The 25767-nt window shown below is 64.0% G+C and carries 29 protein-coding genes and 3 tRNA genes; 24 read left to right on the plus strand and 8 right to left on the minus strand.

Features of this window, described 5'->3' with window-relative positions:
- Position 1 precedes the first annotated feature (1 nt).
- Genes cobN through BN2694_RS04715 form a run of 3 tightly spaced genes read left to right on the plus strand, consistent with a single transcriptional unit; the run spans position 2 to position 5183 of the window.
- A complete protein-coding gene (cobN, locus tag BN2694_RS04705; RefSeq protein ID WP_135663090.1) occupies positions 2 to 3757 on the plus strand; it encodes a cobaltochelatase subunit CobN in 3756 nt (1251 codons plus the stop codon).
- On the plus strand, positions 3754 to 4425 hold the full coding sequence (locus BN2694_RS04710; RefSeq protein WP_135663092.1) for a precorrin-8X methylmutase: 672 nt from the start codon (positions 3754 to 3756) through the stop codon (positions 4423 to 4425). Before cobN ends, BN2694_RS04710 begins: the two co-directional genes overlap by 4 nt.
- Positions 4422 to 5183: a cobalt-precorrin-7 (C(5))-methyltransferase gene (locus BN2694_RS04715; RefSeq protein WP_135663094.1), complete on the plus strand. Its 762-nt coding sequence runs from the start codon at positions 4422 to 4424 to the stop codon at positions 5181 to 5183. The genes BN2694_RS04710 and BN2694_RS04715 overlap by 4 nt, the downstream gene beginning before the upstream one ends.
- A gap of 489 nt (positions 5184 to 5672) precedes the next feature.
- On the opposite strand, the gene BN2694_RS04720 is transcribed toward BN2694_RS04715, so the two are convergent.
- The 4 genes from BN2694_RS04720 to BN2694_RS04735 form a co-directional block, all read right to left on the minus strand.
- Positions 5673 to 5743 (minus strand) — tRNA-Gly (locus tag BN2694_RS04720).
- Between the two features lie 211 nt (positions 5744 to 5954).
- Positions 5955 to 6599 carry a class I SAM-dependent methyltransferase gene (locus BN2694_RS04725; RefSeq protein ID WP_135663096.1) on the minus strand — a complete coding sequence of 215 codons (645 nt, stop codon included), beginning with the start codon at positions 6597 to 6599 and terminating at the stop codon, positions 5955 to 5957.
- A gap of 9 nt (positions 6600 to 6608) precedes the next feature.
- The gene (locus BN2694_RS04730; protein WP_135663098.1) at positions 6609 to 7646 is read right to left on the minus strand and encodes a tyrosine--tRNA ligase; all 1038 of its coding nucleotides are present in this window, start codon (positions 7644 to 7646) and stop codon (positions 6609 to 6611) included.
- A 70-nt stretch (positions 7647 to 7716) separates the two neighbouring features.
- Entirely contained in the window at positions 7717 to 8763 is a 1047-nt protein-coding gene (locus tag BN2694_RS04735; protein ID WP_135663100.1) for an Mrp/NBP35 family ATP-binding protein, read from the minus strand.
- 144 nt (positions 8764 to 8907) lie between these two features.
- On the opposite strand from BN2694_RS04735, the gene BN2694_RS04740 reads away from it, so the two are divergent.
- Complete coding sequence (locus tag BN2694_RS04740; protein ID WP_135663102.1) at positions 8908 to 10119, plus strand: alpha-amylase family glycosyl hydrolase; 1212 nt, start codon at positions 8908 to 8910, stop codon at positions 10117 to 10119.
- A 22-nt stretch (positions 10120 to 10141) separates the two neighbouring features.
- Here the strand turns inward: BN2694_RS04740 and BN2694_RS04745 are convergent, their stop codons facing one another.
- A complete protein-coding gene (locus BN2694_RS04745) occupies positions 10142 to 10861 on the minus strand; it encodes an acetoacetate decarboxylase family protein (RefSeq protein WP_135663104.1) in 720 nt (239 codons plus the stop codon).
- Positions 10858 to 11178 carry a hypothetical protein gene (locus BN2694_RS04750; RefSeq protein ID WP_135663106.1) on the minus strand — a complete coding sequence of 107 codons (321 nt, stop codon included), beginning with the start codon at positions 11176 to 11178 and terminating at the stop codon, positions 10858 to 10860. Before BN2694_RS04750 ends, BN2694_RS04745 begins: the two co-directional genes overlap by 4 nt.
- Positions 11179 to 11424: 246 nt before the next feature.
- Between BN2694_RS04750 and BN2694_RS04755 the strand changes: the two genes are divergently transcribed.
- The 14 genes from BN2694_RS04755 to BN2694_RS04820 all read left to right on the plus strand — a co-directional run bounded on the left by BN2694_RS04755 (position 11425) and on the right by BN2694_RS04820 (position 19288).
- Positions 11425 to 11507 (plus strand) — tRNA-Ser (locus tag BN2694_RS04755).
- A 17-nt stretch (positions 11508 to 11524) separates the two neighbouring features.
- Positions 11525 to 12052: a 30S ribosomal protein S13 gene (locus tag BN2694_RS04760; protein WP_135663108.1), complete on the plus strand. Its 528-nt coding sequence runs from the start codon at positions 11525 to 11527 to the stop codon at positions 12050 to 12052.
- Entirely contained in the window at positions 12052 to 12561 is a 510-nt protein-coding gene (locus BN2694_RS04765; RefSeq protein WP_135663110.1) for a 30S ribosomal protein S4, read from the plus strand. The genes BN2694_RS04760 and BN2694_RS04765 overlap by 1 nt, the downstream gene beginning before the upstream one ends.
- Before the next feature lies 1 nt (position 12562).
- Positions 12563 to 12946, plus strand: coding sequence for a 30S ribosomal protein S11 (locus tag BN2694_RS04770; protein WP_135663112.1), 384 nt, complete (start codon positions 12563 to 12565; stop codon positions 12944 to 12946).
- A gap of 1 nt (position 12947) precedes the next feature.
- On the plus strand, positions 12948 to 13691 hold the full coding sequence (locus tag BN2694_RS04775) for a DNA-directed RNA polymerase subunit D (RefSeq protein ID WP_135663114.1): 744 nt from the start codon (positions 12948 to 12950) through the stop codon (positions 13689 to 13691).
- A 121-nt stretch (positions 13692 to 13812) separates the two neighbouring features.
- A tRNA-Leu gene (locus BN2694_RS04780) sits at positions 13813 to 13897 on the plus strand.
- Between the two features lie 18 nt (positions 13898 to 13915).
- Complete coding sequence (locus BN2694_RS04785) at positions 13916 to 14266, plus strand: 50S ribosomal protein L18e (RefSeq protein WP_135663116.1); 351 nt, start codon at positions 13916 to 13918, stop codon at positions 14264 to 14266.
- On the plus strand, positions 14263 to 14709 hold the full coding sequence (locus tag BN2694_RS04790; RefSeq protein WP_135663118.1) for a 50S ribosomal protein L13: 447 nt from the start codon (positions 14263 to 14265) through the stop codon (positions 14707 to 14709). The genes BN2694_RS04785 and BN2694_RS04790 overlap by 4 nt, the downstream gene beginning before the upstream one ends.
- Positions 14703 to 15101 (plus strand): 30S ribosomal protein S9, encoded by a 399-nt coding sequence (locus BN2694_RS04795; protein WP_135663120.1) that lies wholly within the window; start codon positions 14703 to 14705, stop codon positions 15099 to 15101. Before BN2694_RS04790 ends, BN2694_RS04795 begins: the two co-directional genes overlap by 7 nt.
- Positions 15102 to 15115: 14 nt before the next feature.
- Complete coding sequence (locus tag BN2694_RS04800) at positions 15116 to 15310, plus strand: DNA-directed RNA polymerase subunit N (protein ID WP_135663122.1); 195 nt, start codon at positions 15116 to 15118, stop codon at positions 15308 to 15310.
- The gene (locus BN2694_RS04805) at positions 15307 to 15486 is read left to right on the plus strand and encodes a DNA-directed RNA polymerase subunit K (RefSeq protein ID WP_135663124.1); all 180 of its coding nucleotides are present in this window, start codon (positions 15307 to 15309) and stop codon (positions 15484 to 15486) included. Before BN2694_RS04800 ends, BN2694_RS04805 begins: the two co-directional genes overlap by 4 nt.
- Before the next feature lie 2 nt (positions 15487 to 15488).
- Positions 15489 to 16694: a phosphopyruvate hydratase gene (gene eno / locus BN2694_RS04810; RefSeq protein WP_135663126.1), complete on the plus strand. Its 1206-nt coding sequence runs from the start codon at positions 15489 to 15491 to the stop codon at positions 16692 to 16694.
- A complete protein-coding gene (rpsB, locus tag BN2694_RS04815; RefSeq protein ID WP_135663128.1) occupies positions 16691 to 17485 on the plus strand; it encodes a 30S ribosomal protein S2 in 795 nt (264 codons plus the stop codon). Before eno ends, rpsB begins: the two co-directional genes overlap by 4 nt.
- 210 nt (positions 17486 to 17695) lie before the next feature.
- Complete coding sequence (locus BN2694_RS04820; RefSeq protein ID WP_135663130.1) at positions 17696 to 19288, plus strand: molybdopterin-dependent oxidoreductase; 1593 nt, start codon at positions 17696 to 17698, stop codon at positions 19286 to 19288.
- Positions 19289 to 19302: 14 nt separating this feature from the next.
- Here BN2694_RS04820 and BN2694_RS04825 read toward each other — a convergent pair whose 3' ends face one another.
- Entirely contained in the window at positions 19303 to 20121 is an 819-nt protein-coding gene (locus tag BN2694_RS04825) for an aldo/keto reductase (RefSeq protein WP_135663132.1), read from the minus strand.
- A gap of 736 nt (positions 20122 to 20857) precedes the next feature.
- On the opposite strand from BN2694_RS04825, the gene BN2694_RS16985 reads away from it, so the two are divergent.
- The gene (locus tag BN2694_RS16985) at positions 20858 to 21529 is read left to right on the plus strand and encodes a PQQ-binding-like beta-propeller repeat protein (RefSeq protein ID WP_167879963.1); all 672 of its coding nucleotides are present in this window, start codon (positions 20858 to 20860) and stop codon (positions 21527 to 21529) included.
- 109 nt (positions 21530 to 21638) lie between these two features.
- On the opposite strand, the gene BN2694_RS04835 is transcribed toward BN2694_RS16985, so the two are convergent.
- Positions 21639 to 21980: a thiol-disulfide oxidoreductase DCC family protein gene (locus BN2694_RS04835; protein WP_135663136.1), complete on the minus strand. Its 342-nt coding sequence runs from the start codon at positions 21978 to 21980 to the stop codon at positions 21639 to 21641.
- 115 nt (positions 21981 to 22095) lie between these two features.
- On the opposite strand from BN2694_RS04835, the gene BN2694_RS04840 reads away from it, so the two are divergent.
- The 5 genes from BN2694_RS04840 (at position 22096) to BN2694_RS04860 (ending at position 25693) form a co-directional block, all read left to right on the plus strand.
- Complete coding sequence (locus BN2694_RS04840) at positions 22096 to 22305, plus strand: hypothetical protein (RefSeq protein WP_135663139.1); 210 nt, start codon at positions 22096 to 22098, stop codon at positions 22303 to 22305.
- A 40-nt stretch (positions 22306 to 22345) separates the two neighbouring features.
- The gene (locus BN2694_RS04845) at positions 22346 to 22714 is read left to right on the plus strand and encodes a DUF5518 domain-containing protein (RefSeq protein ID WP_135663141.1); all 369 of its coding nucleotides are present in this window, start codon (positions 22346 to 22348) and stop codon (positions 22712 to 22714) included.
- Positions 22715 to 22760: 46 nt separating this feature from the next.
- Entirely contained in the window at positions 22761 to 23753 is a 993-nt protein-coding gene (mvk, locus tag BN2694_RS04850; RefSeq protein WP_135663144.1) for a mevalonate kinase, read from the plus strand.
- A 25-nt stretch (positions 23754 to 23778) separates the two neighbouring features.
- A complete protein-coding gene (locus tag BN2694_RS04855) occupies positions 23779 to 24522 on the plus strand; it encodes an isopentenyl phosphate kinase (RefSeq protein ID WP_135663146.1) in 744 nt (247 codons plus the stop codon).
- Between the two features lie 337 nt (positions 24523 to 24859).
- Complete coding sequence (locus tag BN2694_RS04860) at positions 24860 to 25693, plus strand: hypothetical protein (RefSeq protein ID WP_135663148.1); 834 nt, start codon at positions 24860 to 24862, stop codon at positions 25691 to 25693.
- The last annotated feature ends 74 nt before the right edge of the window (positions 25694 to 25767 follow it).

Raw genomic sequence — 25767 nt, forward strand, 5'->3', positions numbered from 1 at the left:
GATGTGTTCGATCGGACTCTACACAGCGACCGATCAGCCGGTCGCCGCGATCCGGGCGGCCGCCGAGCGCCTTTCCGGGATCGATCTCCTCGTTCGTTCGGGGTCGGACCTGGAGGGTCCGGCGGCGGTAGGGCAGTTCCTCGACCGCCTCGAAGGCTGTGACGTGGTCGTCTGCTGGCTCCACGGGTCCGAATCGCGACTCCCGGACTTCGAATCCGTCCGCGAGCAGTTGTACCGGATGGACCTCGAAGTCGTGGTTGCCCGAGCGGGAACGACTAGCGGCGCGGGAGACTCGACTGTCGACCCCGCCGTCCAGCGCCAGGTTCGTCGCTATCTCGACCGGGGTGGTGTCCTCAACGTCGAAAACCTCTGTCGATACCTCGCGTCGGAGTTCGGAGCGGGGACTTGGACGTACGACGATCCGGTCGCGCTCCCGTCGACGGGAGTATATCATCCGGATCATCCGGGGGCGACTGTCGAGGCGCTTCGGGAGACGTTCGATTCGGACCGGCCGACGGTCGGAATCTGGTTCTACGAGAGCCACTGGACCGTCGAGAACACCCAGTACGTAGACGCACTCGTCCGGGCACTGGAAGCCAAAGGAGTCGACGCGTTCCCGGTGTTCACCACCCCGCGGGCCGAAGACCCGGATCGACGGGACGCCGCGTGGGTCGCAGCCAACTGGTTCGGCGACGGGACGGACGTGCAAGTGGACGCGATCGTGACGACGTTCATGTACTCGCTGACGATGACCGAGCGGGGGAGCTCGGCCGGGGAACCTGCCGATCCCACGATCGGATTTCTGGAAGCTCTCGACGTGCCTGTCGTCCAGGCGATGACGACGATGCGTCCTCGGGCGGAGTACCGCGCGGATGACGCGGGCCTCCCACCGTTCGAACTCGCGCTGTCGGTCGCTCTCCCGGAACTAGACGGCACGATCGTCTCACACCCGATCAGCGGGAAAGAACGCGCCGATCGGGACGATCGACCGGCTGCTTTCGATGGGCCGGCCCCCCGCACACACCAGCCGATCGACGGCCGCGTCGAACACGCCGCCGAACTGGTGGCCAACTGGGCGCGTCTCGGCCGAACACCACCCGAGGAGAAGCGGATCGCCGTCGTGCTCCACAACTATCCCCCCTCCGAAGACGGGATCGGGACCGCATTCGGCCTGGATACGCCGGCGAGTCTCGATCGGTTACTCGATCGCCTCGATGCGGCAGGCTACCGGATCGCCGGCCGGCCGGCTGACGGACAGGCGATCGTCGAACAGTTGGTCGGCCAGCTCACGGACGATACGCGATGGACAGAACCCGCCGATAGCGCTGGGATCGAGACGGTCGATCCGGCCACCTACCGGTCGTGGTTCGGAGAGTTACATCCGGACCTGCAGACCGCCGTGCGTGAGGAATGGGGCGATCCTCCCACGGAGCCGATCACGATTCCAGGTGTCGACCTTGGGAACGTCCTCGTCACCGTCCAGCCTCCCCGTGGGTTCGAGACCGATCCCGAGCGGGTGTATCACGACTCCGCACTGCAGCCCCCCCACGAGTACGTCGCTACCTACAGGTGGCTCGACGAGGGCTTCGATGCGGACGCGATCGTCCACCTCGGCACGCACGGCAGTCTGGAGTGGCTCCCGGGCAAGACGGTCGGATTAGACGGCGCGAGCGCCCCGGACGGGCTGCTCGACGCGGTCCCGAACGTCTACCCCTACGTCATCAACAACCCCGGTGAGGGAACCCAGGCCACCCGCCGTTCGTACGCCACGATCGTCGATCACCTGACGCCGCCGATGCGAGCCGCGGGAATGGACGACGATCTCGCGGAACTGAAGGGGTTCGTCCGGGAATACCGCGAGCGAGCGCGTGACGGTGCGGCACGGACGGACCTCGCGAGTCTCGACACAACGATTAGAGAACGGGTCCAAGCGAAGGATCTGGGGCCTGATCTGGGGATCGACGACGTCGAATCCGTCGACATCTCGGACCTCGTCGTCGAGTTGCACGGCTATCTCACCGAGGTCAGTACGACCCAGATCCGGATGGGGCTACACACGCTGGGTGAGCCGCCGACGGGCGAGCGACTCGTGGAATATCTCGTCGCGCTCAGTCGCTTCGAGAACAACGCTGCCCCGAGTCTTCGGGCGGCCGTCGCCCAAGCGATGGGCGTCCCTGTCGAGTCAATGATCGAAGCGCCCGAAACGTACGACCCTGACCTGGGCATGTGCTACGGGACAGCCGCCGAGCGTGTGTACGAGACGAGCGTCGATCTTGTCACATCGCTGTCCGCCCGCGATTTCGAGGTCACCGAGGCGGAGATCGCTTCACTCGTGGACGATGTTCCCATCATCGGTTCCGAGCGCGATCCGACGGCCGTCGAGGATCTAACGGACATTCTTGCGTACATCGCGACGGATCTCGTGGCGCGGGTCGACGCGGCGCGCGACGAGACGACGAACACCGTCGCCGCGCTGGATGGCGAATACGTGCCGCCAGGTGGGAGCGGCGCACCGACTCGCGGCGGGGCGGATCTGCTCCCGACGGGCCGGAACTTCTACACGCTCGATCCCCGACGCGTCCCCTCAAAATCCGCCTGGGAGGTCGGGGAAACGATCGCCGAAGGGGTACTCGATCGCCACCGCGAGGAGACCGGCGAGTATCCCGAGGAAATCGGGGTGGTTGCCTGGGGGACACCGACCGTCCGAACCCGCGGTGAAACCGTCGCCCAGATCCTGGCGCTGCTCGGCGTCGAACCCGTCTGGTCGGAGTCCGGCCGTGTCGAGAAGGTCGAACCGATCGACCTCTCGATCCTGGGTCGACCGCGGATCGACGTGACGACGCGCATCTCCGGACTCTTTCGCGACGCGTTCCCCCGCGTGGCCGGCCTCCTTCAGGAGGCCGTCGAAACTGTCGCGACACGTGACGAACCGCCGGACCGAAATTTCGTGCGCAAGCACTATCTCGAAGAGCGTGCGACAGCGGACGCCGCCGATGACCGACCGGAGACAGTTCTTCCCCGGGTGTTCACGACGCGACCAGGTGGCTACGGCTCCGGCACGAACAAAGCGATCACTACCGGCGAGTGGAACGACACTGCCGACCTCGCTGACGTGTTCGTGACCTGGGGCGGTTACGCAGTCGACGGCTCGGGTGACGTCTCCCCAGCCAGAGACGCCCTCGAGACCCGGCTGTCGCGGATCGAAGCGACCGTTAAACTGGAGGACACCGCCGAACAGGACGAGTTCGACAGCTCGGACTGGTACGCCTTCCACGGCGGCTTCAAGCGGGCCGTGGCCGATCGACGGGGGACCGAACCCGCCTCTTACGTCGGCGACGCGAGTGATCCGAGCCGACCACAGATCTACACCAACGAGGAGAAGCTTCGACGAACGATGCGAACGAGAGTACTCAACTCCGACTGGATCGACAGCATGCAAGCACACGACTACAAGGGCGCCGGCGACCTCGCGACGACCGTCGAGATCGCGCTGGGCTGGGCCGCGACGACCGACGCGATCAGCGACACGCTCTGGGACGAGATCGCCGCGGAATACGCCTTAGACGAGGATCGTCAGGAGTGGTTTCTCGCGGAGAACCCGTGGGCACTGGAACACATCACTGAACGGCTTCTCGAAGCCGTCGATCGGGACCTCTGGACGGCCGACCGGGAGACCATCGACAGGCTGAAAGATGTCCAGCTGACCGTCGACGGCAAACTCGAAGCGGCCCCTGACGGCCCGGAGGGAAGACGATGAGCGACGAGGAACGGTCGTATACGGATCTCGGGGCAACGACGGAAGGTGGCACCGCGATCGCCGAGACCAGCCTCGACATCGTGGCGGACCTCGTGCCTGGCGACACGCTCGAAGACCGGCTACGCCGGAAAGCCGTCCACGCGACTGGCGACCCGGAATTCCAGTACCTGCTCAGATTCGGGAACGATCCGGTCCGTCGCGGGGCCGACGCGGTTGAGGACGGTAATCCGATCGTCACGGACGTCACGATGCCCCGTCACGGGATCACCGACCGGGATCACGACTGCGAGAAACGCACTGCGTTGGGCGAAGGCGATGACCTCGCCACCGATGAAGGCATGACGCGAACCCGTGCCGGAGTCATCGCGCTCAACGAACGTGGCGTCTACGACGACGCGATCGCCGTTGTCGGGAACGCACCGACAGCCGCCCTGACTCTCGCCGACTGTATCGAGTCAGGGACGCGTCCAGCGGTCGTCGTCGCGACGCCCGTCGGATTCGTCAAAGCAGCCGAGAGCCGTCAGCGACTCCGGGAAGTCGGGGCCACCCACGACGTTCCGACGCTCACGAACGTCGGCCGCCGAGGTGGCAGCGGGCTTGCCGCGGCACTCACGAACGAACTGATTCATGTCGCGAACGAGGCAAAAGCCGAGGAGACCGACGAATGAGCGAGGACGATCTCGACTCGGGATCCGACCCGGCGGTGTCGGCAGCTGCAACCCCTGAAGACCCGACCGTCGATTCGCCGGTCGAGGCCGTCGGAATCGGTCCCGGGAACCCGGACTTCCTCACGCGCCGGGCACGCGACGCGATCGCGAGGGCCGACGTGATCGTCGGTTTCTCGACGGTCGTGGACTTCGTGGCTAAACTCACTGACGCTGAACTCCTCCGGTGTGGCTACGCGGACGAGGCCGAGGCGCTCTCGACGTTCGGCGACCGGGTCGCGAACGGCGCGACAGGCGTTGCGGTCCTGATGGGCGATCCGAACCACTCGGGTTACCAGTTCCTCGGCAAGGTCGAACGCGCGGTCGATCGGCCGGTACGGGTCCTGCCGGGGATTTCGTCGGTGCAGATCGCGGCGAGTCGAGCCCGGACGCCGCTCGAAGAGACCTGTTTCGTTACTCTTCATAAGTCCGGCCCGATCGAATCCGATCTCGACCGCCTGCGCGAGGCTGTCGGGCAGCGCCATCTGCTGGTATTGCCCCGCCCGTTCGACATGATGCCCGGAGACATCGCGGCGGAATTGCTGGCCGCTGGGGCGTCGCCGGATCTCGAAACTCTCGTTCTGGAGGAACTCACGCTCGAAGACGAGACGATTTCGCGGCAGTCGCTCGCCACGTTGGCCGAACAAGCCGGGGGATCCGGTCGGGACGAAACGCCGTTCTCGGACCTCTCGGTGCTAGCCGTCCGTCGACGGCCACCGTGATCAATCGGTGCTGGCAACGTCGCCCGTCGCGTCCGTTCCCCACAGTTATGCGCGAAAAATGTACTCCGTTCTTTTTTCGAGTCCTCGTCGTGCTCCGCGCGACTCGGCACCGGCGCTCGTGCATCCGCGCGAGCACAGCGAGCGCGGTTCACTCGGCGCGACCAATGAGAGCGCCGAGGGTTTTTCTCCACGTTTTTGCGCGTGAGTGGTGCCGTAGCGAACGGAGTGAGCGAGGACACCCGAACGCGTAAAAAGAGGTAGTGCGCCGAAAAACTCACTCCGTTCGTTTTTCGAGCCCTCGCTCGCTTTGCTCGCGAGGACGCCGGCCGGGAGTTCGCCGAACTGTGTGAGGCGAACTACGGGCGGCGCACGACCGCAGGGAGTGCGCCGCCCGGGAATTGAACCCGATGCCAGACCTCACTTCGTTCGGTCTGCCGTGATTCAATTCCCGTTGGCGATTTCACTGCTCACTGTCGTTCGCAGATAAAATGCGCCGGCCGGGAATTGAACCCGGGTCGAGAGCTTGGAAGGCTCTTGTCATACCACTAGACCACCGGCGCGCTCGTCACTGCATTCCTCGCGCGCCGAGCCTTGCCTCGCTTCGCTCGGCAAGACACCGGCGCTCACTCACGTTGCTTGTTCGCGCCGAGGATCGCAAGTCTGAGGGACTTGCTCACCACCGGCGCTCGTTCAACGGGACCGCCCATCCGTGGGCTAAATCCCGTGTTCGCATTCGAACCTAACTCCGTCACAGTTTAAGGGCGTTTCCTTTCAACGCGACGCCGGGCGAACGGTCCCGTAGCAATTCCCGCTGGAGATCTCGAACTCGACGAGCGTGAGGTCACTCGACGCGACGTCAGCTCGGAACTCCGCGGGCGCGTAGATATGATAGAAGCGTGGCACCGTCTCACCACCGGGGAGGGTCCACTCGACGGTCGTATCGAATCCTATCTCGGCGTCGGCTGGGGCGTCGAAACGGTCGTGAGTGGTACTCCAGGCGCTGACGAGGGCCTGACCGTCCGGATCAAGTACGCGTGCGAGTTCGTCTAAGCTTGCGATCCGTGCGTCCCGGGACGGAAGATGGTGCAGGGTCGCAACGTAGACGGCTAGGTCGACGCGATCATTCCCGACCGGTAGACGTGATGCGTCACCGAGCAAGAGCGAAGCATCCGGAACGCGCTCACGGGCGGCCGCAAGGAGCGAGCGACTCACATCGACACCAAGTACCCGGTCGACCCGCTGCTGGAGCGTTTCGACGTGTCGACCGTTGCCACACCCAATGTCGAGTGCTAGCTCACCCGAGCCAGCCGAACCGACGAACGCCTTCACCTCCGGCCAGGCGTACTCTCGGGTCTTCGAGAAGTGCTCGCTGATGCGGTCGTACGTGTCTCGCACGTCCGCGCGGGAGCGATCCATATCACTGAATCAATCGTACTTCTCGGGGTAGGCCTCGGCCAGCAACTCCGGTTGCGATTCGAGCCGTTCACGGATCGGATCGACGATCTCGCCGATGTACTCCCCGGCAGCGTTTTTCAGGTCCTGAGGGTGGAGTTCCTCGCTGACGAAGTCTTGCTCGAGCTCGTCGTACGAATCATACGTGAGGTTTCCGCCGTACTGCTCGGGACGCTCGATCACGAACGTCTCGCCGCGCTCTTCGAGGATCGGAAACACAAGGTACCGGACGTACTCGAGGACACCGTTGCCCTCGACCTCGCCCATCGGACAGTAAGCGTCGCCGATCTTCTCGGCGACCGTCTCGGGGTCGTCGGTGAGCGAAACCTTCGAGGACTCCTCTGAGGCACTCATTTTCCCGCCTGTCAGCCCCGAGAGCAGGGGCGCGAAGACACAGGTCGGTGCCTCACTACCGTGTTCGGGCAACACCTCACGGGAGAGCATGTAGATGCCCCGCTGGTCGATTCCACCATAGGCGACATCGGCGTCCAGTGCATCGACATCTAGCGTCTGCATCAACGGATAGACGAGTCCACCTAGATTCGGCGAGTCCGATTCCCGGACAACCTCACTTGCAGCCCGCTGTGCACGGGCAATCGTCGTCTCGGCGGTCATCCGCAGGAGTTCGAGCGAATACTCCCGGTCGAGTTCGAAGTCACGCCCGCGCACGAAGGTGATCTGTTCAGGATCGGCGCCGGCGGCCTCGACCATCGCTCGGATGGTCTCCTCGTAGTACGCCGAGCGCGCCTCAAGCAGATCGAAGGGGCTCTTCTCGTCGTCGAGGTGGGCGTGTAGGTCAGCGATCATAACGGTCACGTCCATCCCGGCGTGCAGGAAATCGGCGAGCTTGCGGATCGTCGTGAAGTGGCCGATGTGCATCTCGCCGGTCGGTGCATAGCCGATGTACACCGACGGCGACTCACGCTCTTCGAACAACTCTCGGAGTTCGTCCTCGGTGACGACCTCCGCAGTGTTGCGGGTCGCCAGTTCGACTCGCTCGTCCGTGTCCATACGCGTTCGTCCGGAGTCCGTCCCTAAAACGATTCGTTTCCCGGCGCGCTCGATAGCTGCGACTCGCTTGTCACTCCCCACTCTCAGAGACCCGTCGCCGGTGGACGATCCCCTGATTGTTGGCCGTGTTCGCGACGAAGTTCCGGAACGCCTCGGAAACTTCCATGCCCTCCGCCAGAACCGCGGGTCGTCCCTCGTCGCCGCGCTCCCGGATCTCGGGGTCGAGTGGAATCGAACCCAGGAACGGCATGTCGACATCGGCGGCGAACGCCTCGCCGCCACCCTCGCCGAAGATGGCGTGTTCGCTGCCACAGTCGGGACACTTGAAGGAACTCATGTTCTCGACGATCCCCAGGACGGGCGTCTCGTGACGGCCGAACATCTCTAACCCTTTGCGTGCGTCGTCCAACGCGACGCCCTGCGGGGTCGTGACGATCACCGCACCTGTGACGGGGACGGTCTGCAACAGCGTGAGTTGCGTGTCGCCGGTCCCCGGCGGGAGGTCGACGACGAGATAATCGAGGTTGCCCCACTCGACATCCTCGAAGAGCTGTGTGAGTGTCTGATGGACCATCGGGCCGCGCCAGATGACGGGGTCGTCCTCGCCGAGCAGGAAATCCATGCTCATGAGTTTCATCCCGTATTTCTCCGGCGGGATGATGCGCTCGTCCTCGGTGGCCTCTGGGCGCTCGTGGGCGTCGAGCATCCGCGGGACGTTCGGTCCGTAGATGTCGGCGTCGAACAAACCGACGCGGGCACCTCGGTCGGCGAGTCCCGCGGCGAGATTGACCGAGACCGTGCTCTTGCCGACGCCGCCTTTGCCCGAAGCGACGGCAATGACGTTCTTGACGCCCGAAAGGACGTCACCCTCGGCCTCGCGTTCGACCGTCGCCGAGAGGTCGACGGCCAGATCGGGTGCCGCATCGCCGATGATCTCGCGCACGCGGTCGGCGATGGCGGTCTCGTTCGGCGAGAAGGGCGCACCCAAAGCGAGGTCGATCCGCGCAGTCCCGTTCTCGATGGCGACGTCGTTGACCAGTCCAAGTGAGACGATATCCTCGTCAAAATCCGGATCTTCGACCGATTCTAGCAGTTCCCGCAGCTCGGCTTCGTCCATGGCCTGCGGTAGGCCCCGAGCGAGCGAAAAGACTTGTGACACTACCTCGGTCGACGAACGCCCGGACGGATGGATCGAACCGACCACGTGGACGGCGGAGAGAAGTGAACTATTTCACCTGGCCGCCACGAACCCAGACCAACGATGCCTGTCTTCGGAGCCCCAGCGGTCGGCGCCACACAGGGGGACAGCGATGTCGACCTCGGGTCGGGTGCCATCTACCAGTACTACCACACACCGTGGGCGGAGGTCCGGGAGTCGCTCGCCTCGGTCGCAGCGGCGGGATACGATGCGATCCAGGTGCCGCCCGCCCAGCGGAGCAAGCGTACCTGGGCGGATCCACAGCCTCGAGGATACCAGCCGATCGATCACCTCGACTTCGACAGTGCGTTTGGCACTGAATCGGAGTACCGGGCTATGGTCCAGCAAGCCCACGAACACGGGCTGTCTGTCATCGCCGACGCGGTCGTCAACCACATGGCGGAAGGCGTCGACTTCGAAAAGTTTCCACACTTCGGCTGGGGCGACTTCCGTCACCGGGGGCCGATCAGAGACGACACGGACGACTGGGAACTACAGCATCGCGACCTCGAGGGGCTGCCGGACCTCCGCCAGGAATCCGAGTACGTCCGGGAGATCCTCGAAGCGTACGTCGAGAAGTACGCTGCAATGGGCATCGACGGCATCCGCTGGGATGCCGTCAAACACGTCCCGGCGTGGTTCTTCGGGGACCACGCCAACCCGTGGGCAGCGGAGCGAGGGCTCTTTACTGTCGGTGAAGTCCTCCACGGATCAGTCGCCACCTGCGAGGAGTACCTCGAGACGGGGATGACTGTCATGGACTATCCGCTCTACTTCACCATCCAAGAGGAGGCGTTCCACCGCGACGGGGACTTGCGCACGCTGGAAGGGGCCGGACTCGTCGATCGATACCCGGGCCGGACGGTGACGTTCGTCTCCAATCACGACAGTCCCCCACCCGAGTACGAGGAACTCGCACACGCCTTCATCCTGACCTCCGAGGGATACCCGCGCGTCTACAGCGGACGTTTCGACCCGACGGACGAGACGATCGCGACGCTGCTGTCGATCCGCCGGAACTTCGCCGCCGGACAGGCCCACACGCTTCACGTCGATCGTGACACGTACGTCTTCGAGCGCGAGGGGAACCTGCTGGTCGGACTCAATCGCACCGAGGGGCGACAGTCGGTCACGGTGAAAACCTCGTGGGAGGCGACGCGACTCGACGAGCGATCCGACACGGGCGAAGGTGTCACGACCGACGCCGACGGGACCGTCGAGCTGTCGCTTCCCCAAACCGGGTGGGTCTGTTACGCGCCGTCCCCGCGATCCTGAAGCACCGACTGCGCCTGGACTGCTACTCAATCGGCTTGCCTTCGCCGATCGTGAACTCACAATCACCAGCCATTCTGAGAAGAGGACTCTCGGCCACGTCGACGCCGTTCAATTCCCGGCCGATCGGGTGCTCGCCGAACGAGAACGAGCCGTGTGATCCACCGAACCAGGCGCCGACGCGACCGCACATCGTAGTGGGTTCCCGAAGTAGTTCGTCGCCCCTGACGGTGAAATTGTACCCGGAGAGGCGGGCCGGAACGGTCGACGGTCGCCGGATCGAGACCGAGAGCAGCGTCCCCTCCTCCGTCGTGACGGTCGCGTCACGGGTCCGACCCGCGTCGGTCACGTCGATATCCGCGACGAGTTTGGGATACCCCCAGATGTCGACGCCGAACGCCCGGGCAGGTTCTGTCGTCACCGGGAGGGTATAGACATAGCCGCTGACCGGACGCCGGAGCAAGGATAGATAGGGAACCGTCCGGGTTCCGGCCTCGACGGCCGGGAACAGGACGCCGACCTCGTCGTATGGCGGGATCGTCTCGCTGCCGACCCGATCGTACCGGACGACCAGAACGGTCATTGCCGCCCGATCGGCTCGCATCTCGACAGGTTCGAGCCCAGACGGGAGCAACGCCGCCACGTCCGCACGGTCGGCGGCGAACAGGGCACCTGCGATCGTCGCCGACAGCGTGACTGGCAATTCGAACGTATGGCCAGTCGAGATGGTGATTGAGTCGGTCATTCGCCGATCGCCCTCCGGACGCGTTCGAGAGCCCCCACCGATTGGCTCGCCGCGGATTGTCCGAGGGACTGAACTGGGTGTGGCAGCCACCGCGTCACGGCTGCGAGTCTGGCTGGTAGTCCGACCGGGTATCGAGCAGCCGGATTCAGAGCCGTCGCGGCCCCGAAGATCGTCGTCGCGATGAGTTCCGGTGAGACTGCAAGCTGGCAGGCGCCAAGCAGTATCGTACTGTCGAGTGCGTCGGAGATGTCGGCGAACGTCCGGGCGGCGGTCCGACCGATCCCGGACGCGGCGTCGGTCACGAGAACGGTATGCATGTGAAACACCGTCGACTGTCGACGACGAAAGCGTTCCGTCCACTGACGAGACGTGTGTTGGGACAGAGACAGAGCGTCAACCGTCAGTGGGGCAATAAAACAGACCATGGTCCTCGGTATCGTGGTTCTCATGACCGAAGACGGCCCTTTCGTTGCGTTTATATACCGACACCGGGTATCGACTGGTACGCATCGTGCAGGGGCTGCCGGCCCCGAGTCCGAGAGGGCGCAAGTACGTGACAGCGAGTCGTGGTAGCCAAGCGGCCCAAGGCGCATGGTTGCTAACCATGTGGCGTAAAGCCTCCGGGGTTCGAATCCCCGCCACGACGTTTCACGATCCCAACATATGAGCGCAGAAGACCCAGACGCGGACGCGCCGGAGGACGACGAGGACCTTCGGTATTTCGTCCGTATCGGACAGACAGACCTCGACGGGACCAAGTCCGTCGAGCGATCCCTGACAGACCTGAACGGCATCGGCCAGCGCGCGGCCCGCATCATCGCCGACGACGTCGATATCGACCGCCGGGAGACCTTCGGCCGGCTCGAAGACGATCAGATCGAATCGATCGTCGAGCGCGTCGAGGGCTTCGCCGACGACGTCCCCGACTGGGTGGCGAACCACCGCAACGACTTCTTCGACGGCGAGACGACTCACGAGATCGGTAACGATCTGGAGTTGACCCGTCGGGAGGACATCAATCGGATGAAGATGATCAACTCCTACAAGGGCGTCCGGCACAAGCGTGGCCAGAAGGTCCGCGGCCAGCGTACCAAGTCCACCGGCCGGACCGAGGGGACCATCGGCGTCAACGTCGAGGCGATCAAAGAGGAACAGGCCGAAGAAGCGGCCGCCGAGGAGGATGAGGAATAATGGCGCTCGGATCCAACACCAAGTTCTACGAGACGCCTAACCACCCCTTCCAGGGCGAGCGTATCGCCGACGAGATGGGGTTAATCGGACAGTATGGCCTCAAGAACAAGGAGGAGCTCTGGCGTGCGCAATCCGAACTGCGCGGGTACCGCCGGGAGGCACGGCGACTGCTCGGCCGTGACGCCGACGAGCGCGAAGCCGACGAGTTCCTTGACCGCCTGAAGCGTCTCGGTATCCTCAACGATGAGGACAGTCTCGACGATGTCCTGTCGCTTGAAGTGACGGACGTCCTCGAACGGCGCCTCCAGACGGTTGTCTACCGGAAGGGCCTGGCAAATACAGTCGATCAGGCCCGGCAGTTCATCACTCACGGCCACATCATCGTCGAGGACCAACGCGTCTCGATCCCTTCGAAGATGGTGGCTGTCGACGAAGAGTCGGCCATCGAGTTCGACGAGACGAGTCCGCTGGCCGACGATCTCCACCCAGAACGCGCGGAGGAACGATAACATGGCAGAGGACGGCAAATGGGCCATCGCCCACGTGCACGCATCGTTCAACAATACGATCATCACGATCACCGACCAGACCGGCGCCGAGACGCTCGCGAAGTCAAGCGGTGGGACGGTCGTCAAGCAGAACCGCGACGAAGCGTCGCCGTACGCGGCCATGCAGATGGCCGAGACGGTCGCCGAAAAAGTCATCCAGCAGGGGATCGACGGCGTCCACGTCCGCGTTCGCGGCCCCGGCGGAAACCAACAGACCAACCCCGGCCCGGGCGCACAGGCGACGATCCGAGCGCTGGCCCGTGCCGGACTGGAGATCGGCCGGATCGAGGACGTGACCCCGATCCCGCACGACGGTACCCGAAGTCCAAAATCGAGTGGCTTCTAACATGGCGGAGTACGACGTCACGTTCATCGAGCGCGGGGAACGCGAGGCCAAGTTCCTGGTCCGTGGCGTGACGCCCGCGTTCGCAAACGGGATCCGGCGGGCGATGGTCGCGGACGTTCCGACCCTGAGCATCGACACCGTCCGGGTCATCGAGAACTCGAGCGTGATGTTCGACGAGCAGATCGGCCTCCGGCTGGGATTGATCCCGTTGACGACGCCGGTCGGAGACTTCGAGATCGGCGAAACGGTCACGCTCGCGCTGGACGTCCAAGGACCGGATACGGCCTATTCCGGCGATCTGGTGTCCAATGATGACCTCGTCCAGCCGGCCGAGCCGGACGTCCCGATTATCGAGCTCAAAGACGGCCAACGGCTGGAGCTCGAAGCCGACGCCGTACTCGATACAGGGCGAGAACACGCCAAACACCAGGGCGGCGTGGCCGTCTCCTATAGACACCTCCAGCGGGTCGAGAAAGCCGGCGAGCGCGAGGAGTTCGCCGACGACGACGGCGAGATCGTGCGGGGTGTCATCGAGGACGACACCGAACTCATCCCGACCGAGGAGTTCGATCACGACCTCACCGAGCGCTACCCCGATACGGCAGTCGACATCGAAGACGTCCCCAACGCCTTCGTCTTCCACGTCGAGACCGACGGCTCCTTCGACGTGGATACGCTGGTGCACGAAGCCGCAGGGACACTGCGAACGCGCGCAGAAGAGCTAACCGACGCCATTCAACTGTAACTGATGATCACTCCTTCGAACCGACGACCGACGACGGCCGCTGCCCCACGTGGCGCGAGCGGCGCGACCGTCGGGACGATCGAAAGCGGTTTGAAGGACCGGACAGAACCGACGTATGCGAGCAGGGATAGCCAAGTCAGGCCAACGGCGCAGCGTTCAGGGCGCTGTCTCGTAGGAGTCCGCAGGTTCAAATCCTGCTCCCTGCATTTTTCAGGAGGACCGTTATGAGCAAGAGTAATCCGAGACTGCGTAGTCTCATCGCCGATCTGAAGTCGGCCGCCCGCGAGGGCGACGGGGACGTCTGGAGCGACGTCGCCGAGCGCCTCGAAAAACCGCGGCGTACCCACGCGGAAGTCAACCTGGGCCGCATCGAGCGGTACGCCCAGGAAGACGAACTCGTGGTCGTGCCGGGGAAGGTACTCGGGAGCGGCGTCCTGCAGAAGGACGTTACCGTCGCCGCCGTTGACTTCTCGTCGACGGCCGAGCGGAAGATCGACCAGGTCGGCGAAACACTCCGAGTCGAACAGGCACTCGAAGAGAATCCGGACGGTACCAATGTGCGGGTGATCCGATGAGTATATCCACCATCGACGCCGACGTGGTCGTCGACGCCCGTGACTGTATCATGGGCCGAGTCGCCAGCCAGGTTGCCGAACGCGCCCTCGAAGGCGAGACCGTCGCTGTGGTCAACGCCGAGCGCGCCGTGATCACCGGTGACGAGGAGAACGTCTTCGAGACGTACAAGAAGCGAACGGATGTCGGCTCCGATCGAGGACCGGCTTATCCACAACGTCCCGACGGCATCTTCAAGCGGGCGATCCGCGGCATGCTGCCGTACAAGAAAACACGTGGCCGCGAGGCCTTCGAGAACGTCCGCGTGTACGTGGGCAACCCCTACGAAGGCGACGATATCGAAGCGACAGTACTTGCCGACACGTCGCTGGATCGGCTCTCGAACATCAGGTTCGTCCAGCTGGGCGACCTCTCACAGCGACTGGGAGCGAACGTAACATGGTAACGAATACATCAGGCAAAAAGAAGACAGCCGTCGCCCGCGCGACCGTCTCCGAGGGTGACGGCGAGGTACGGATCAACGCCCGTCCCGTCGAACTGCTCGAGCCGGAGCTGGCGAAGCTCAAGATGCTTGAACCGTTCCGCATCGCCGAGGACGAGCTCCGAGAGTCAGTCAGTGTCGACATCTCCGTCGAGGGCGGCGGCGTCATGGGACAGGCCGACGCGGCTCGGACGGCGATCGCTCGGGGACTCGTTGAATACACGAACGACGCCGAACTCCGGGACGCCTACATGGCCTTTGATCGGTCACTGCTGGTCAACGACGTTCGCCAGAGCGAATCCAAAAAGTGGGGCGGCCCGGGTGCCCGCGCCCGATACCAAAAATCTTACCGTTGAGGTGAACGAACGTCATGATGATACCGGTCCGATGTTTCACCTGTGGCAACGTAATCGCCGGACACTGGGAGGAGTTCAAAGAACGTGCCAGGGAAGGCGACGAAGATCCGGAGGCAGTGCTGGACGACCTCGGCGTCGAGCGGCACTGCTGTCGGCGGATGCTCGTCTCCCACGAGGACCTGGTTGACGTCGTGGCACCCTACCAATGACAGGCGATCAAGACTACAACCGCTACGAGAAGGCCCGCGTCCTCGGTGCCCGAGCGCTGCAGGTGGCATACGGTGCGCCGGTACTGATCGAAACCGATCAGACCCAGCCGATCCTCATCGCGGCCGAGGAGTACGACGCTGAGGTCCTGCCGTTTACAGTCAATCGAGGTAACTAACAATGACGCTTATCACCAACGTAACACTCCGACGCGTACTGGACTCGCGAGGTAACCCGACTGTCGAAGCCGACGTCACCACCGAGAGTGGTGGCTTCGGTCGTGCGGCCGCACCGAGCGGCGCTTCGACCGGCGAGCACGAAGCGATCGAACTGCCGCCGAGCGAGGCAATCGCGAACGCTCGCGACCTGGCCGTTCCGCGACTGGAAGGCGAAGTCTACGCCGGCGATCAGCGATCGGTCGACGCGGCGCTGCACGCCGCCGACGGGACCGACGACTTCTCGGAGATTGGGGCCAACTCCGCGGTCTCTATTTCGATGGCTGCCGCGAAGGCCGGCGCTGACGTGCTGGGCGCACCGCTGTACCAGCACCTCGGTGGCACTTTCCGTGGCGATCAGTTCCCGACGCCGATCGGGAACGTCGTGGGTGGTGGCGAACACGCCGAAGAGGCGACCAACATCCAGGAGTTCCTCTCGGCACCCGTCGGCGCACCGAGCGTCACGGAGGCCGTCTTCGCCAACGCAGAGGTCCACGCAGAGATTAGCTCGATTCTCGAGGAGCGCGGCATCCCCTGTAACAAAGGCGACGAGGGCGCGTGGGCACCGCCGATCGGTGACGACGAGGCCTTCGAGGTCGTCGCCGAGGCAACCGACCGCGTCAGCGACGAACTCGGCTTCGAAATTAGCTTCGGGCTGGACATGGCTGCCGCCGAGATGTACGACTCCGACGCGGAGGTCTACGAGTACGACGGCGAACCCGACCGGACGACCCAAGAGCAGATCGACTACGTTGTCGAGATGGTCGAGGAGTACGATCTCGCGTTCGTCGAGGATCCGCTGGACGAGAACGACTTCGAGGCATTCGCCGAACTGACCGATCGAGTCGGTGACCAGACGGTGGTCTGTGGGGACGACCTCTACGTGACGAACGTCGAGCGTCTCCAGCGCGGTATCGAACTGGGATCCTCGAATGCGATCCTCATCAAGCCGAACCAGATCGGGACGTTGACCGACGCGGTCGACGCCATCGAACTCGGCGCAAAGAACGGTATCGTCTCAGCAGTCTCCCACCGTTCGGGCGAAACCGAAGATACGACTATCGCACATCTGGCCGTCGCGACCGCTGCTGACTTCATCAAGACCGGAACAGTTGGTGGCGAGCGGACGGCCAAGCTGAACGAACTCATCAGAATCGAAGAGAACGCATGAGCGACGACGAGGAAACTGATATCGACGCAGACGAGTCCGAGGCCGCCTCGGAACCCGCCGGAGAGGCCGGCGCGGTCGCCGAGGAGAGTGCGCCCGAGGCGGAGGAGAGCGATCCGTCGGGCGACGACGAGGTCGGGGTACAGGATGACGATCAGCCGGCCGAGGAGCCACCGAGCCAGGACGAGAACGTCATGCCAGACGAACAGGCCGAGGCCGACCTGCTGATCCCAGTCGATGACTACCTCTCGGCGGGGGTTCACATCGGGACTCAGCAGAAGACTACGGACATGGATCGGTTCATCCACCGCGTCCGGACCGACGGCCTGTACGTGCTGGACGTCAGTATGACCGACCAGCGTATCCGCAAGGCCGCGGACTTCCTGGCCAACTACGAGCCCGAGCAGATCCTCGTGGCTTCCTCCCGGCAGTACGGTCGCTTCCCCGCCGAGAAGTTCGCCGACGCGGTCGGCGCGCGGGCCCGGACCGGCCGATTCATCCCGGGGACGCTGACGAACCCCGACTACGAGGGCTACATCGAACCCGACGTCGTGGTCGTCACGGACCCGATTGGTGACGCCCAGGCCGTCAAGGAGGCAATCACGGTCGGAATTCCCGTGATCGCGATGTGTGACTCCAACAACACGACCGGCAACGTCGACCTGGTCGTCCCGACCAACAACAAGGGTCGACGTGCGCTGTCGGTCGTCTACTGGCTGCTGGCCAACGAGACGCTCGACCGCCGCGGTGCCGAACCCGCCTACACTCTCGACGACTTCGAGAGCGACCTCTGAAGTCGGCCCATTCCGCAGTCTCGGATCGCTTTCTACCGCGTTTTTCGGCCTACAGTTCGAGCGACGGTGTCTCGAAGACCGTGTGTACAACACCGACAAGCCATCGGGACGCCAGCCACTGGCCGACGATCATATCTCACCGAGCTGGTCGAATCCTGACACGCTCACCGGTTGCCCAAGGCATTACCTCGCGCGGCACAGTGTGACAGTATGACTGGCCAGAGATCACGGTTGTTCGTCTGGACCGGCGGCGCGGTCGCGTGGGTACTCGGAATGGTGGCCGCCGGCCCGCTGATCGGCGGTGATCCAGTACAGGTGGCGGCCCAGACGGTCATCGAGGCCGCACCGGGGCCGGTGGCGACCTGGGCGATCGATACCTTCGGATCGTACGCACAGCCGCTATTGATGGTCGGTGTTTCGGCCGGTATCGTCGCCGCAGGGACGGGCACTGGTTTCCTGCTGGCCCGGATCGATCCGGAACCGCGCCGACGTCTACGGGTAGCCTACGCGCTGGCGCTGACCCTCGTCGTCACGACGGGCAGCGGGTTCTACGTTGCGGGCGGCGGGATTTCGACACGATGGCTGCTCGCGACGATGCTCGCAGTCGTTCCGCCCGGCGTGGTGTGGTGGGCTGTCGCCGGAACCAGAGCGAGGACCGTCGGGCGGCGGCGCGCACTCCAGCGAATGGGTCTCGCCGGCGGCACGATCGTCGCCGGCGGCGCGATCGCACAGTTCCTCGGTGGGGCGTCGTCACGCGAGGGCGTCCAGCCAGGCGAACCGCTCGATCCGGTCGCGGAGAAGACCGAGACCGGAACGACGACGCCGACGGCAACGCCGAGGAATGGGCAGGACACCCTCGAATCGCGAAGTGAGACGGACAGCGTCGTCGTCTCGTCGTCCGCGAGCGACGAGGAGTTTGGCTTCGACTTCGAAGGGATGCCGGCACTCATCGGCTCCGCCGCGGATCACTACGTGGTCGATAAGAACGTCTCGCCGCCGAAGGTGAGTGTCGACGAGTGGTCGCTGTCGATCGACGGGGCGACCGAACAGCACCGCGAGTTCACTTTCGAGGAGCTCCGGACCCATCCCGATCGCAGGGAAATGACGGTCACGATGGCCTGTATCTCGAATAGCGTCGGCGGGAACCTGATCGGAACGACCGACTGGATCGCCGTTCCGGTTCGGACGCTACTGGCAGAAGCGGGCGTGACCGACGACGCAGTCGACGTCGTCACCCACGCCGAAGACGGGTACTCGGAAGCGATCCCGTGGTCGGTCCTCAGCGAGCGCGAGGACATCGTGCTCGCCGTCGGTATGGATGGGTCGACGTTACCCGCCGAGCACGGGTTCCCGGCGCGGCTTTTGATCCCGGGACGGTACGGCATGAAGTCGACGAAGTGGGTGACCGGGTTCGAACTCGCCACCGAAGAGCACGAGGCGTACTGGGAGCAGCGAGGCTGGGACGAGGAAGCCGTCATCAACACGCTGTCGTACGTCCGCGCTATACAGCGCCGCGGCGACCGAATCGCGATCGGCGGCATCGCCGACGCTGGCGTCCGGGGGATCGATCGGGTCGAGGTGAGTGTCGACGGCGGGTCGACGTGGACCGACGCCACGCTCGAAGAGCCAGTCTCGCCACATGCTCGACGACGATGGCGGTACGTCCTCGAACGGTCGGATTCCGGACCGCTCGACGTCGTGGTTCGCGCGACCGACGGCGAGGGCGAGCGCCAGACCTCCTCGCGGTCGCCGCCCCATCCCGGCGGATCGACGGGATGGCATTCCGTCACCGTCTCGCTGTGACCAGCGGACCGCGCTCAGAACTCAAGCATGCCGGAAAACAGTGCCCGCCCGGTCTTGAGGTACGACGGTCGCGTCACGCGGTCGTGTTCCGCCCGGGTGAGCTTGAAGTCGAAAACGTCGAGGTTCTCTTCGAGGTGGTCACGCGAGGTCGACATCGGGATCGTCGCCACGTTACGGTGCTGGGTCGCCCACCGGATCGCGACCTGTGGCCCGGTCTTGCCGTAGCGCTCGCCGATGCGTTCGAGCAGGTCGTCACCGAGCAGGCCGCCGTTGGCCAGCGGGCTGTAGGCCGTCAGCATGACGTCGTTGTCCTGACAGTAGGCGAGCAACTCGCGCTGTGGCCACCAGGGGTGAAAGAGGACCTGGTCGGTCAGGACGGGCACATTGGAGAACTCGCGAGCGCGGTCGAGGCGGTCTTTGCCAAAGTTGCTGACGCCGAGGTGACGGGCCATACCGCGCTCGACGGCTTCGTTCAGCCCGGCCATCACCGTCTCCAGGTCGGCCAGCGGATGGGGCCAGTGGATCAACAGGAGATCGACGTAGTCCGTATCGAGTTCCGCGAGGCTGTCCTCGACGGAGGCGACGATCGAGTCGACCGATCGGTGGGACGGATCGACCTTCGTCGTGAGGAAGATTCCGTCGCGATCGACGTCGGCCTCCGCGATGGCGCGGCCGACGCCGGACTCGTTCCCGTAGATCTGGGCAGTGTCGACGTGTCGATAGCCGACATCGAGGGCGTTGCTGACCGCTCTGTAGGCGGTGTCGGTCTCCATCTGCCAGGTGCCGACGCCGATCGCGGGGACTTCCGTTCCGGAAACGGAAACGTAATCCATAGTCTCTCTATGTGGGCGACCGTAAAGAACGTCCGGCCCTCGTGGACCCCACTTGTGTTGGTGGCGGAAGCGATCTTGTAATATCTATCCCACTGGTGGTAGAATTCGGGACCCCGTTCTACAACGCCTGGAACAAAACTCATACAGAACCATTCTCGAACGGCTTCTTCGTGGGCTGTCGCTGAATTGTTCACCACATTTATTTTCATTTGAAATAACCAATAAACAGATGGTATCCCGCAGAACGTTCCTCACATTATTGGCGACGACGCCAACAGCCGGGTGTACAAGGTTTACCACGGAGAACGGTGGACAGAGCTCAATCCCAACCATCCCTGCGTGCGAAGAACAAGCCCCATGGCCGACGTTCCAGGGAGGCCCCCAACGTTTGGGCCGGGCCGCGAGTACTATCGGGTCCCGTCTGGGAGCACATTTCGTCGCCGCGGAAGCATTCCCGGCTGGACGTATGGGAATGGTGGTTTGCACCGATAGCCTAACGCTGATGACGTGGAGGCAGAGTGAAACCGTTTTCCGGTATCACACTTCTTCCGGGACGATTGATTCGTTCAAACTTGACGACTCGACACAGGTTTACCCCGCGCTTCACTGTTCCAATCTCGTGGTTTCTTCCGACAGTATTCGGTATCAAATTGATACGGATGATTGGCAAGTCCGTCAAGAACAATCGACTGCATCACCTTACGCTAGCCCGCTATTCGATACTGATCGGCTCTACGTGACTGGATCAGGTGGTCTACAGGCGATCGACAGCGGTGCGGAATTACTGTGGACCTACTCGAATGACCGCCTAGTGACGGGGATCGCCAGTACTGAAAAGACGGTATACGCCATCGAAAGCAACGCTCAGGGAGGGCAACTGATTGGGCTCGATGCTGAGACAGGAGACGTTCGTTGGCAGACGGACCGAATCGGCGAGACATATGCTGACCCCGTCGTTGGCCGGCACGTCTACGTGACGAGTGCCCGCGGAGATATCTTCGCCATTGACCGAAACGACGGCGATGTCCTGTGGACCCACCAGACGGGAACGCGTGACTCGCGGTTTACGGTTCCCGCCGTAGGTGACGGGGAACTCTTCATCTCGGACGAGGGCTCAGGAAGCGTTCGCGCAGTCAGAGAATTAAACGGCGAGACGCTCTGGGAAACGACAATCTATCGAGATAGCAGCCGGCAGAAACCAACGGGAACGTTGTTTGCCCCTACGCTGACCGAAGAGAACGTTTTCGTTAGTGCTGGGCCGGCCGGACTCGTCGCTTTGGGCCGGGACAATGGACAGAGACGATATCAAAACGCCGAGAAAACTGTCGTGTCTCCACTCGCGATGTCTCAGGAAACTATTTACGCTGCGACGCCTTCTGGACTTATGCTCTTCGAATCGTCGGATTGAATCTCAATAGCTACCGACAGTAGTTCCACGCTGCCCCGTCTGGAGTCAAGGAAGTCGTTGCGTGCTATGACTTCGACCGCCGATCCTTGACAACGCCGATGGACGACTGTTAGGGCACCAGCCGACTCACAGTCCCACGGTTCTCGGCCACCCATCGGTAGACGTGTTCCCGTGTCGAGGGATAGCCGGGTAGCCGTCCCAGGGCATCGAACAACACGGTGGGAGCCAGTTCAGTCTCGGCGAACGCCCGTTCGACGGCTTCCCCACAGGAGTAGACGGCGTCGTCGGTCAACAGGTGCGCGCAATCCCGATACTCCGCTGGGAGACGCTCGCGCTGTTGGGGTGACAACTCGGTGAAGCCGACGATTCGGACGTCGCCATGACGGGCGATGAATCGGGCTGATCGAGTACAGAACCCGCAATCGTCGTCGTAGACGAGCGTCGGCGGCATGAATGGAAATACGGACTCCACTCTCAAAGGGTCACGGGCCGACAGTGGACTCATCGCAAGGAGAGATCGACGACGAGCCGACAGCTATAGGGCCTGGATTGCCCAAGACGGACGTATGGAAGCCTGGAAAGCGATGGTGGTGGCAAGTGCCGTCCTCGCGCTGTTCGCGATCGTCGTGTCGGTAGTGAACGTCAACTTGACGGGGCCGACGGTCGCGGCGATCCTGGCCTTCGTCACCAGCGCGAGTCTCGCTTTCTACGCATTCTCGAAACGGGGCTTCCAGTTCGGCCAGGGACTGGGCGAGAGCATGCGCGAGAAAAAGTGAGGGGAGAACCTTCTTGCGCGCCCGGGCCGTCAGACAGGATATGGCCGGAGGAAACACGCTGCTGAACGCGCTGATTGGGGCCGTCGTGGCCGTCGTGCTGGCGTTCGTCCCGTTCTCGCCGGTGCTCGGCGGGGCGACCGCGGGGTATCTCCAGGGGGGCGACCAGTCCGACGCGCTCCGTGTCGGCGCACTGTCCGGGCTTCTCGCGTCGATCCCGCTGGTACTGCTAATGCTGGTGGTAGTGACCGTGCTCCCGTTTCTCCCCGCATTCGGCCTGCCCGGATCGATGACCGCGCTCGTCGCCGTGTTCGCACTGATCGCGTTCGCGCTCATTCTGCTTTACTCGATCGGCCTTGGTGCACTCGGTGGTATTCTCGGTCGGTACATCACTCGCGAGACAGACTTCTGACCCACGGTCCGGAACGCCCTTAATAGTCGCTGCCCCAACGCCGAGCATGGTCACTGCGAGCGCCCCGGGGAAGGTCTATCTCTTCGGCGATCACGCCGTCGTCTACGGGGAGCCGGCCGTGCCCTGCGCGATCGAGCGCCGCGCGACGGTGACAGCCACCGAACGCGGGGACGCCGCCTTGCGCGTCCAGGCCGGCGATCTGACGCTCGATGGCTTCACCGTCGAGTACGATGGCGATACCTCGGGCACTCCCGACGTCGATGTCGAACAACCGCTCCTCGAGGCAGCAATGGGCTACATCAACGAGGCGATCGAACAGGCCCGGGACGCGGCCGACCGTCCGGACGCGGGATTCGACGTGACGATCGACAGCGCGATCCCGCTTGGGGCCGGACTCGGCTCCTCGGCCGCCGTCGTGGTCGCTGCCATCGATGCGGCGACGCGGGAACTGGGCGAACCCCTCGGCGTCGAAGAGATCGCCGACCGGGCCTACCGAGTCGAGCTGGCCGTTCAGGACGGCGAAGCTTCGCGTGCAGATACCTTCTGTTCGGCGATGGGTGGCGCCGTTCGCGTCGAGGGTGACGACTGTCGGCGCCTCACGGACGTCCCGAATCTGCCCTTCGTGATCGGCTACGATGGCGGATCGGGCGATACCGGCGCGCTGGTCAGCGGCGTCCGTTCGTTGCGCTCGACGTACGACTTCGCCGCCGATACGATCGCGGCGATCGGCGATCTCGTCCGGCGGGGCGAGCAAGCACTGGCAGACGACGACCTGGCGGAACTCGGGCGGCTCATGGACTTCAATCACGGGCTGCTCTCCGCGCTCGGCGTCTCGGCGCGCTCGCTGGACGCGATGGTGTGGGCCGCCCGGGACGCCGGCGCGAAAGGGGCGAAGCTGACCGGCGCGGGCGGCGGCGGCTGTATCGTCGTGCTCGACGACTCGGCGGGGACCGAGACCGCACTGGACTACACGCCGGGCTGTGAGCGTGCGTTCCGTGCCGACCTCGATACGGACGGCGTCCGGGTGGAGCGATCATGAACACGAGTCAGCGAGGAGGGCCAGCGTGACGACAGTGCTCAAACTCGGCGGGAGCGTCGTCACCCAGAAGGACGTACCGGAGACCGTCGATGAGGACGCCCTGGCTGGCGTAGCGGCGGCGATCGCGGAGTCCGAACCGGATCGACTCGTCGTCGTCCACGGTGGCGGGAGTTTCGGCCACCACCACGCGGCGACACACGGAGTCAGTGCTGACGAGGGCACCCGTGATGCAGGTGCAGTCCGGGAGATCCACGCGGCGATGGGTGAACTGAACGCGGCCGTCGTGGAAGCACTGTCAGACCGGGGCGTCGCAGCCGTGCCCGTCCGCCCGCTCTCGCTCGCCCACCGGGACCTCGACGGGACGACGCACCTCCCGGCCGACGGCATCGAACGGATGCTTGGAGAGTCATTCGTCCCGGCCCTGCACGGCGATGTCGTCGTCCAGGCCGGGGAAGGAGGCACAATTCTCAGCGGCGACGAGATCGTCGCCTCGCTCGCCCGGTCGCTGTCGGCCGAACGGGTCGGCCTCTGCTCGGGTGTTCCGGGTGTTCTCGACGATGCCGGGCACGTGATCGAACGGATCGACGAGTACGGCACGGTCGCCGACGCACTCGGAGACAGCGACGCGACGGACGTCACGGGTGGCATGGCTGGGAAGGTGCGATCGTTGCTGGAACTCCCGATCCCGGCGTCGATCTTCAGCCCAGGCGATCTTCGAGCCTTTCTTGATGGCGAACAGCCGGGGACGCTGATCGACGGGAACGCCTGATCGGACGCAAACCCGAGACGCCGGACACAGGAAACGTCATGCGTTCGTGCGCGCGACGATCTCCGGACAGCGGGCGGTGTTCAGATAAGCACCATGCAAAGAGGCTGTTTTTCCCCGCTAACCAGCCGAATCCTGGTGGAATGAAAGGGCGAGTCAGTTTCGGGAATCCCGACGAAGTAAGCACTGCAGGCCGCAACGCGGCCGAAGCGCACAGCGAGTCGCGGGACCGAAACTGGCGAGGGCTTTCAGGGCGGTCTTACTCAGTTTGAATTCTTATCTAAACACTACCAGGCAGCGGCCCCGAAAATACTTCACCCTGGTTTCCGTTGGCGTCGGTATGTCAGCGATCGATACAAAAGAGTCTGTGCGGTACGCCGGGCGGCTGTTCGGATACTTCCTGATGGTCACGCTCGTCGGCGGTGGAATCACCGTCGGCGGTGCGGTACTGTTGTGGAACAACGACCTGTTCTCCGGTGGATCGGTCGACGTCGGGGCTGAGATAATCGTCGGCGGTACGCTTACCGGCGTCGGTGCGTTGGTGATCCTCGCTGGGTTTTTCACCATCGTCTGCAACGTGATCGCGGATGGGATCCGCTTTGGCGTCCCGGAGACGGGATCGGACGCCGAAGAGAGCCCGGAACGACCACGCGAACCGGCATGGGCCCCAGTCCAGTATCGACCGATTGCGGACGCGGCTCCACCGATGCAACAACGGGCACCGGCTCGGGATCCGAACCACCAGCAACCGGGCGAACGAGACCGGGAGGCACAACCAGAGGAAAACGAAGCCTGGAAACGAGAAGTCGAGGAGGATTTGGCGGATGGTGATCGTCCCGGACAAGAAGAGGCGGCGCCCCCGGCTGGAGAGGAAACGAGCCCAGAACCCGAACCGGCCAGCGATTCGACTGGCCGGGCGGAAACCGGCGTCGAACGCGAACCGAGTACACGGAACCGAGGAACGTCCGGGAGTGCGACAGGAGATGATACACCGCCGACCAGTGAGACTGCCCGTAGAGATACTGAGCCGTGGGTCAGCGGCGAGGACGTGAGTAGCGGAGATCCCACGGATAGAGCAGAGACCGACCAGGAAGGCGGTTCGGGGGCGTCGGCAAGTGACGACCCACTCGCACCTGGAGAGGCCGACGACCGGGACCGGACCGACTCGGCGTAGAACCGCGCTGACGGTCCTGGTCAGAAGAATCCGAACGGGGAGACACTGAGGGTTCCGCTGAGTCGGCCCGAACC

Origin of the sequence: Halorhabdus rudnickae, assembly GCF_900880625.1 — an archaeon.
GTDB classification, from domain to species: Archaea; Halobacteriota; Halobacteria; order Halobacteriales; family Haloarculaceae; genus Halorhabdus; species Halorhabdus rudnickae.

Bases quoted from the DNA above. Each gene is read 5' to 3' on its own strand.
- BN2694_RS04775 (WP_135663114.1), top strand. From the start codon at position 12,948: ATGGCGGAGTACGACGTCACGTTCATCGAGCGCGGGGAACGCGAGGCC.
- BN2694_RS04765 (WP_135663110.1), top strand. From the start codon at position 12,052: ATGGCGCTCGGATCCAACACCAAGTTCTACGAGACGCCTAACCACCCC.
- BN2694_RS04800 (WP_135663122.1), top strand. From the start codon at position 15,116: ATGATGATACCGGTCCGATGTTTCACCTGTGGCAACGTAATCGCCGGA.
- BN2694_RS04740 (WP_135663102.1), top strand. From the start codon at position 8,908: ATGCCTGTCTTCGGAGCCCCAGCGGTCGGCGCCACACAGGGGGACAGC.
- BN2694_RS04835 (WP_135663136.1), bottom strand. From the start codon at position 21,980: ATGCCGCCGACGCTCGTCTACGACGACGATTGCGGGTTCTGTACTCGA.
- BN2694_RS04820 (WP_135663130.1), top strand. From the start codon at position 17,696: ATGACTGGCCAGAGATCACGGTTGTTCGTCTGGACCGGCGGCGCGGTC.
- BN2694_RS04785 (WP_135663116.1), top strand. From the start codon at position 13,916: ATGAGCAAGAGTAATCCGAGACTGCGTAGTCTCATCGCCGATCTGAAG.
- mvk (WP_135663144.1), top strand. From the start codon at position 22,761: ATGGTCACTGCGAGCGCCCCGGGGAAGGTCTATCTCTTCGGCGATCAC.
- BN2694_RS04770 (WP_135663112.1), top strand. From the start codon at position 12,563: ATGGCAGAGGACGGCAAATGGGCCATCGCCCACGTGCACGCATCGTTC.
- eno (WP_135663126.1), top strand. From the start codon at position 15,489: ATGACGCTTATCACCAACGTAACACTCCGACGCGTACTGGACTCGCGA.
- BN2694_RS04760 (WP_135663108.1), top strand. From the start codon at position 11,525: ATGAGCGCAGAAGACCCAGACGCGGACGCGCCGGAGGACGACGAGGAC.
- cobN (WP_135663090.1), top strand. From the start codon at position 2: ATGTGTTCGATCGGACTCTACACAGCGACCGATCAGCCGGTCGCCGCG.
- BN2694_RS04860 (WP_135663148.1), top strand. From the start codon at position 24,860: ATGTCAGCGATCGATACAAAAGAGTCTGTGCGGTACGCCGGGCGGCTG.
- BN2694_RS04730 (WP_135663098.1), bottom strand. From the start codon at position 7,646: ATGGACACGGACGAGCGAGTCGAACTGGCGACCCGCAACACTGCGGAG.
- BN2694_RS04745 (WP_135663104.1), bottom strand. From the start codon at position 10,861: ATGACCGACTCAATCACCATCTCGACTGGCCATACGTTCGAATTGCCA.
- BN2694_RS04750 (WP_135663106.1), bottom strand. From the start codon at position 11,178: ATGCATACCGTTCTCGTGACCGACGCCGCGTCCGGGATCGGTCGGACC.
- BN2694_RS04795 (WP_135663120.1), top strand. From the start codon at position 14,703: ATGGTAACGAATACATCAGGCAAAAAGAAGACAGCCGTCGCCCGCGCG.
- BN2694_RS04715 (WP_135663094.1), top strand. From the start codon at position 4,422: ATGAGCGAGGACGATCTCGACTCGGGATCCGACCCGGCGGTGTCGGCA.
- BN2694_RS04735 (WP_135663100.1), bottom strand. From the start codon at position 8,763: ATGGACGAAGCCGAGCTGCGGGAACTGCTAGAATCGGTCGAAGATCCG.
- rpsB (WP_135663128.1), top strand. From the start codon at position 16,691: ATGAGCGACGACGAGGAAACTGATATCGACGCAGACGAGTCCGAGGCC.
- BN2694_RS04725 (WP_135663096.1), bottom strand. From the start codon at position 6,599: ATGGATCGCTCCCGCGCGGACGTGCGAGACACGTACGACCGCATCAGC.
- BN2694_RS04845 (WP_135663141.1), top strand. From the start codon at position 22,346: ATGGCCGGAGGAAACACGCTGCTGAACGCGCTGATTGGGGCCGTCGTG.
- BN2694_RS04840 (WP_135663139.1), top strand. From the start codon at position 22,096: ATGGAAGCCTGGAAAGCGATGGTGGTGGCAAGTGCCGTCCTCGCGCTG.
- BN2694_RS04790 (WP_135663118.1), top strand. From the start codon at position 14,263: ATGAGTATATCCACCATCGACGCCGACGTGGTCGTCGACGCCCGTGAC.
- BN2694_RS04710 (WP_135663092.1), top strand. From the start codon at position 3,754: ATGAGCGACGAGGAACGGTCGTATACGGATCTCGGGGCAACGACGGAA.
- BN2694_RS04825 (WP_135663132.1), bottom strand. From the start codon at position 20,121: ATGGATTACGTTTCCGTTTCCGGAACGGAAGTCCCCGCGATCGGCGTC.
- BN2694_RS04805 (WP_135663124.1), top strand. From the start codon at position 15,307: ATGACAGGCGATCAAGACTACAACCGCTACGAGAAGGCCCGCGTCCTC.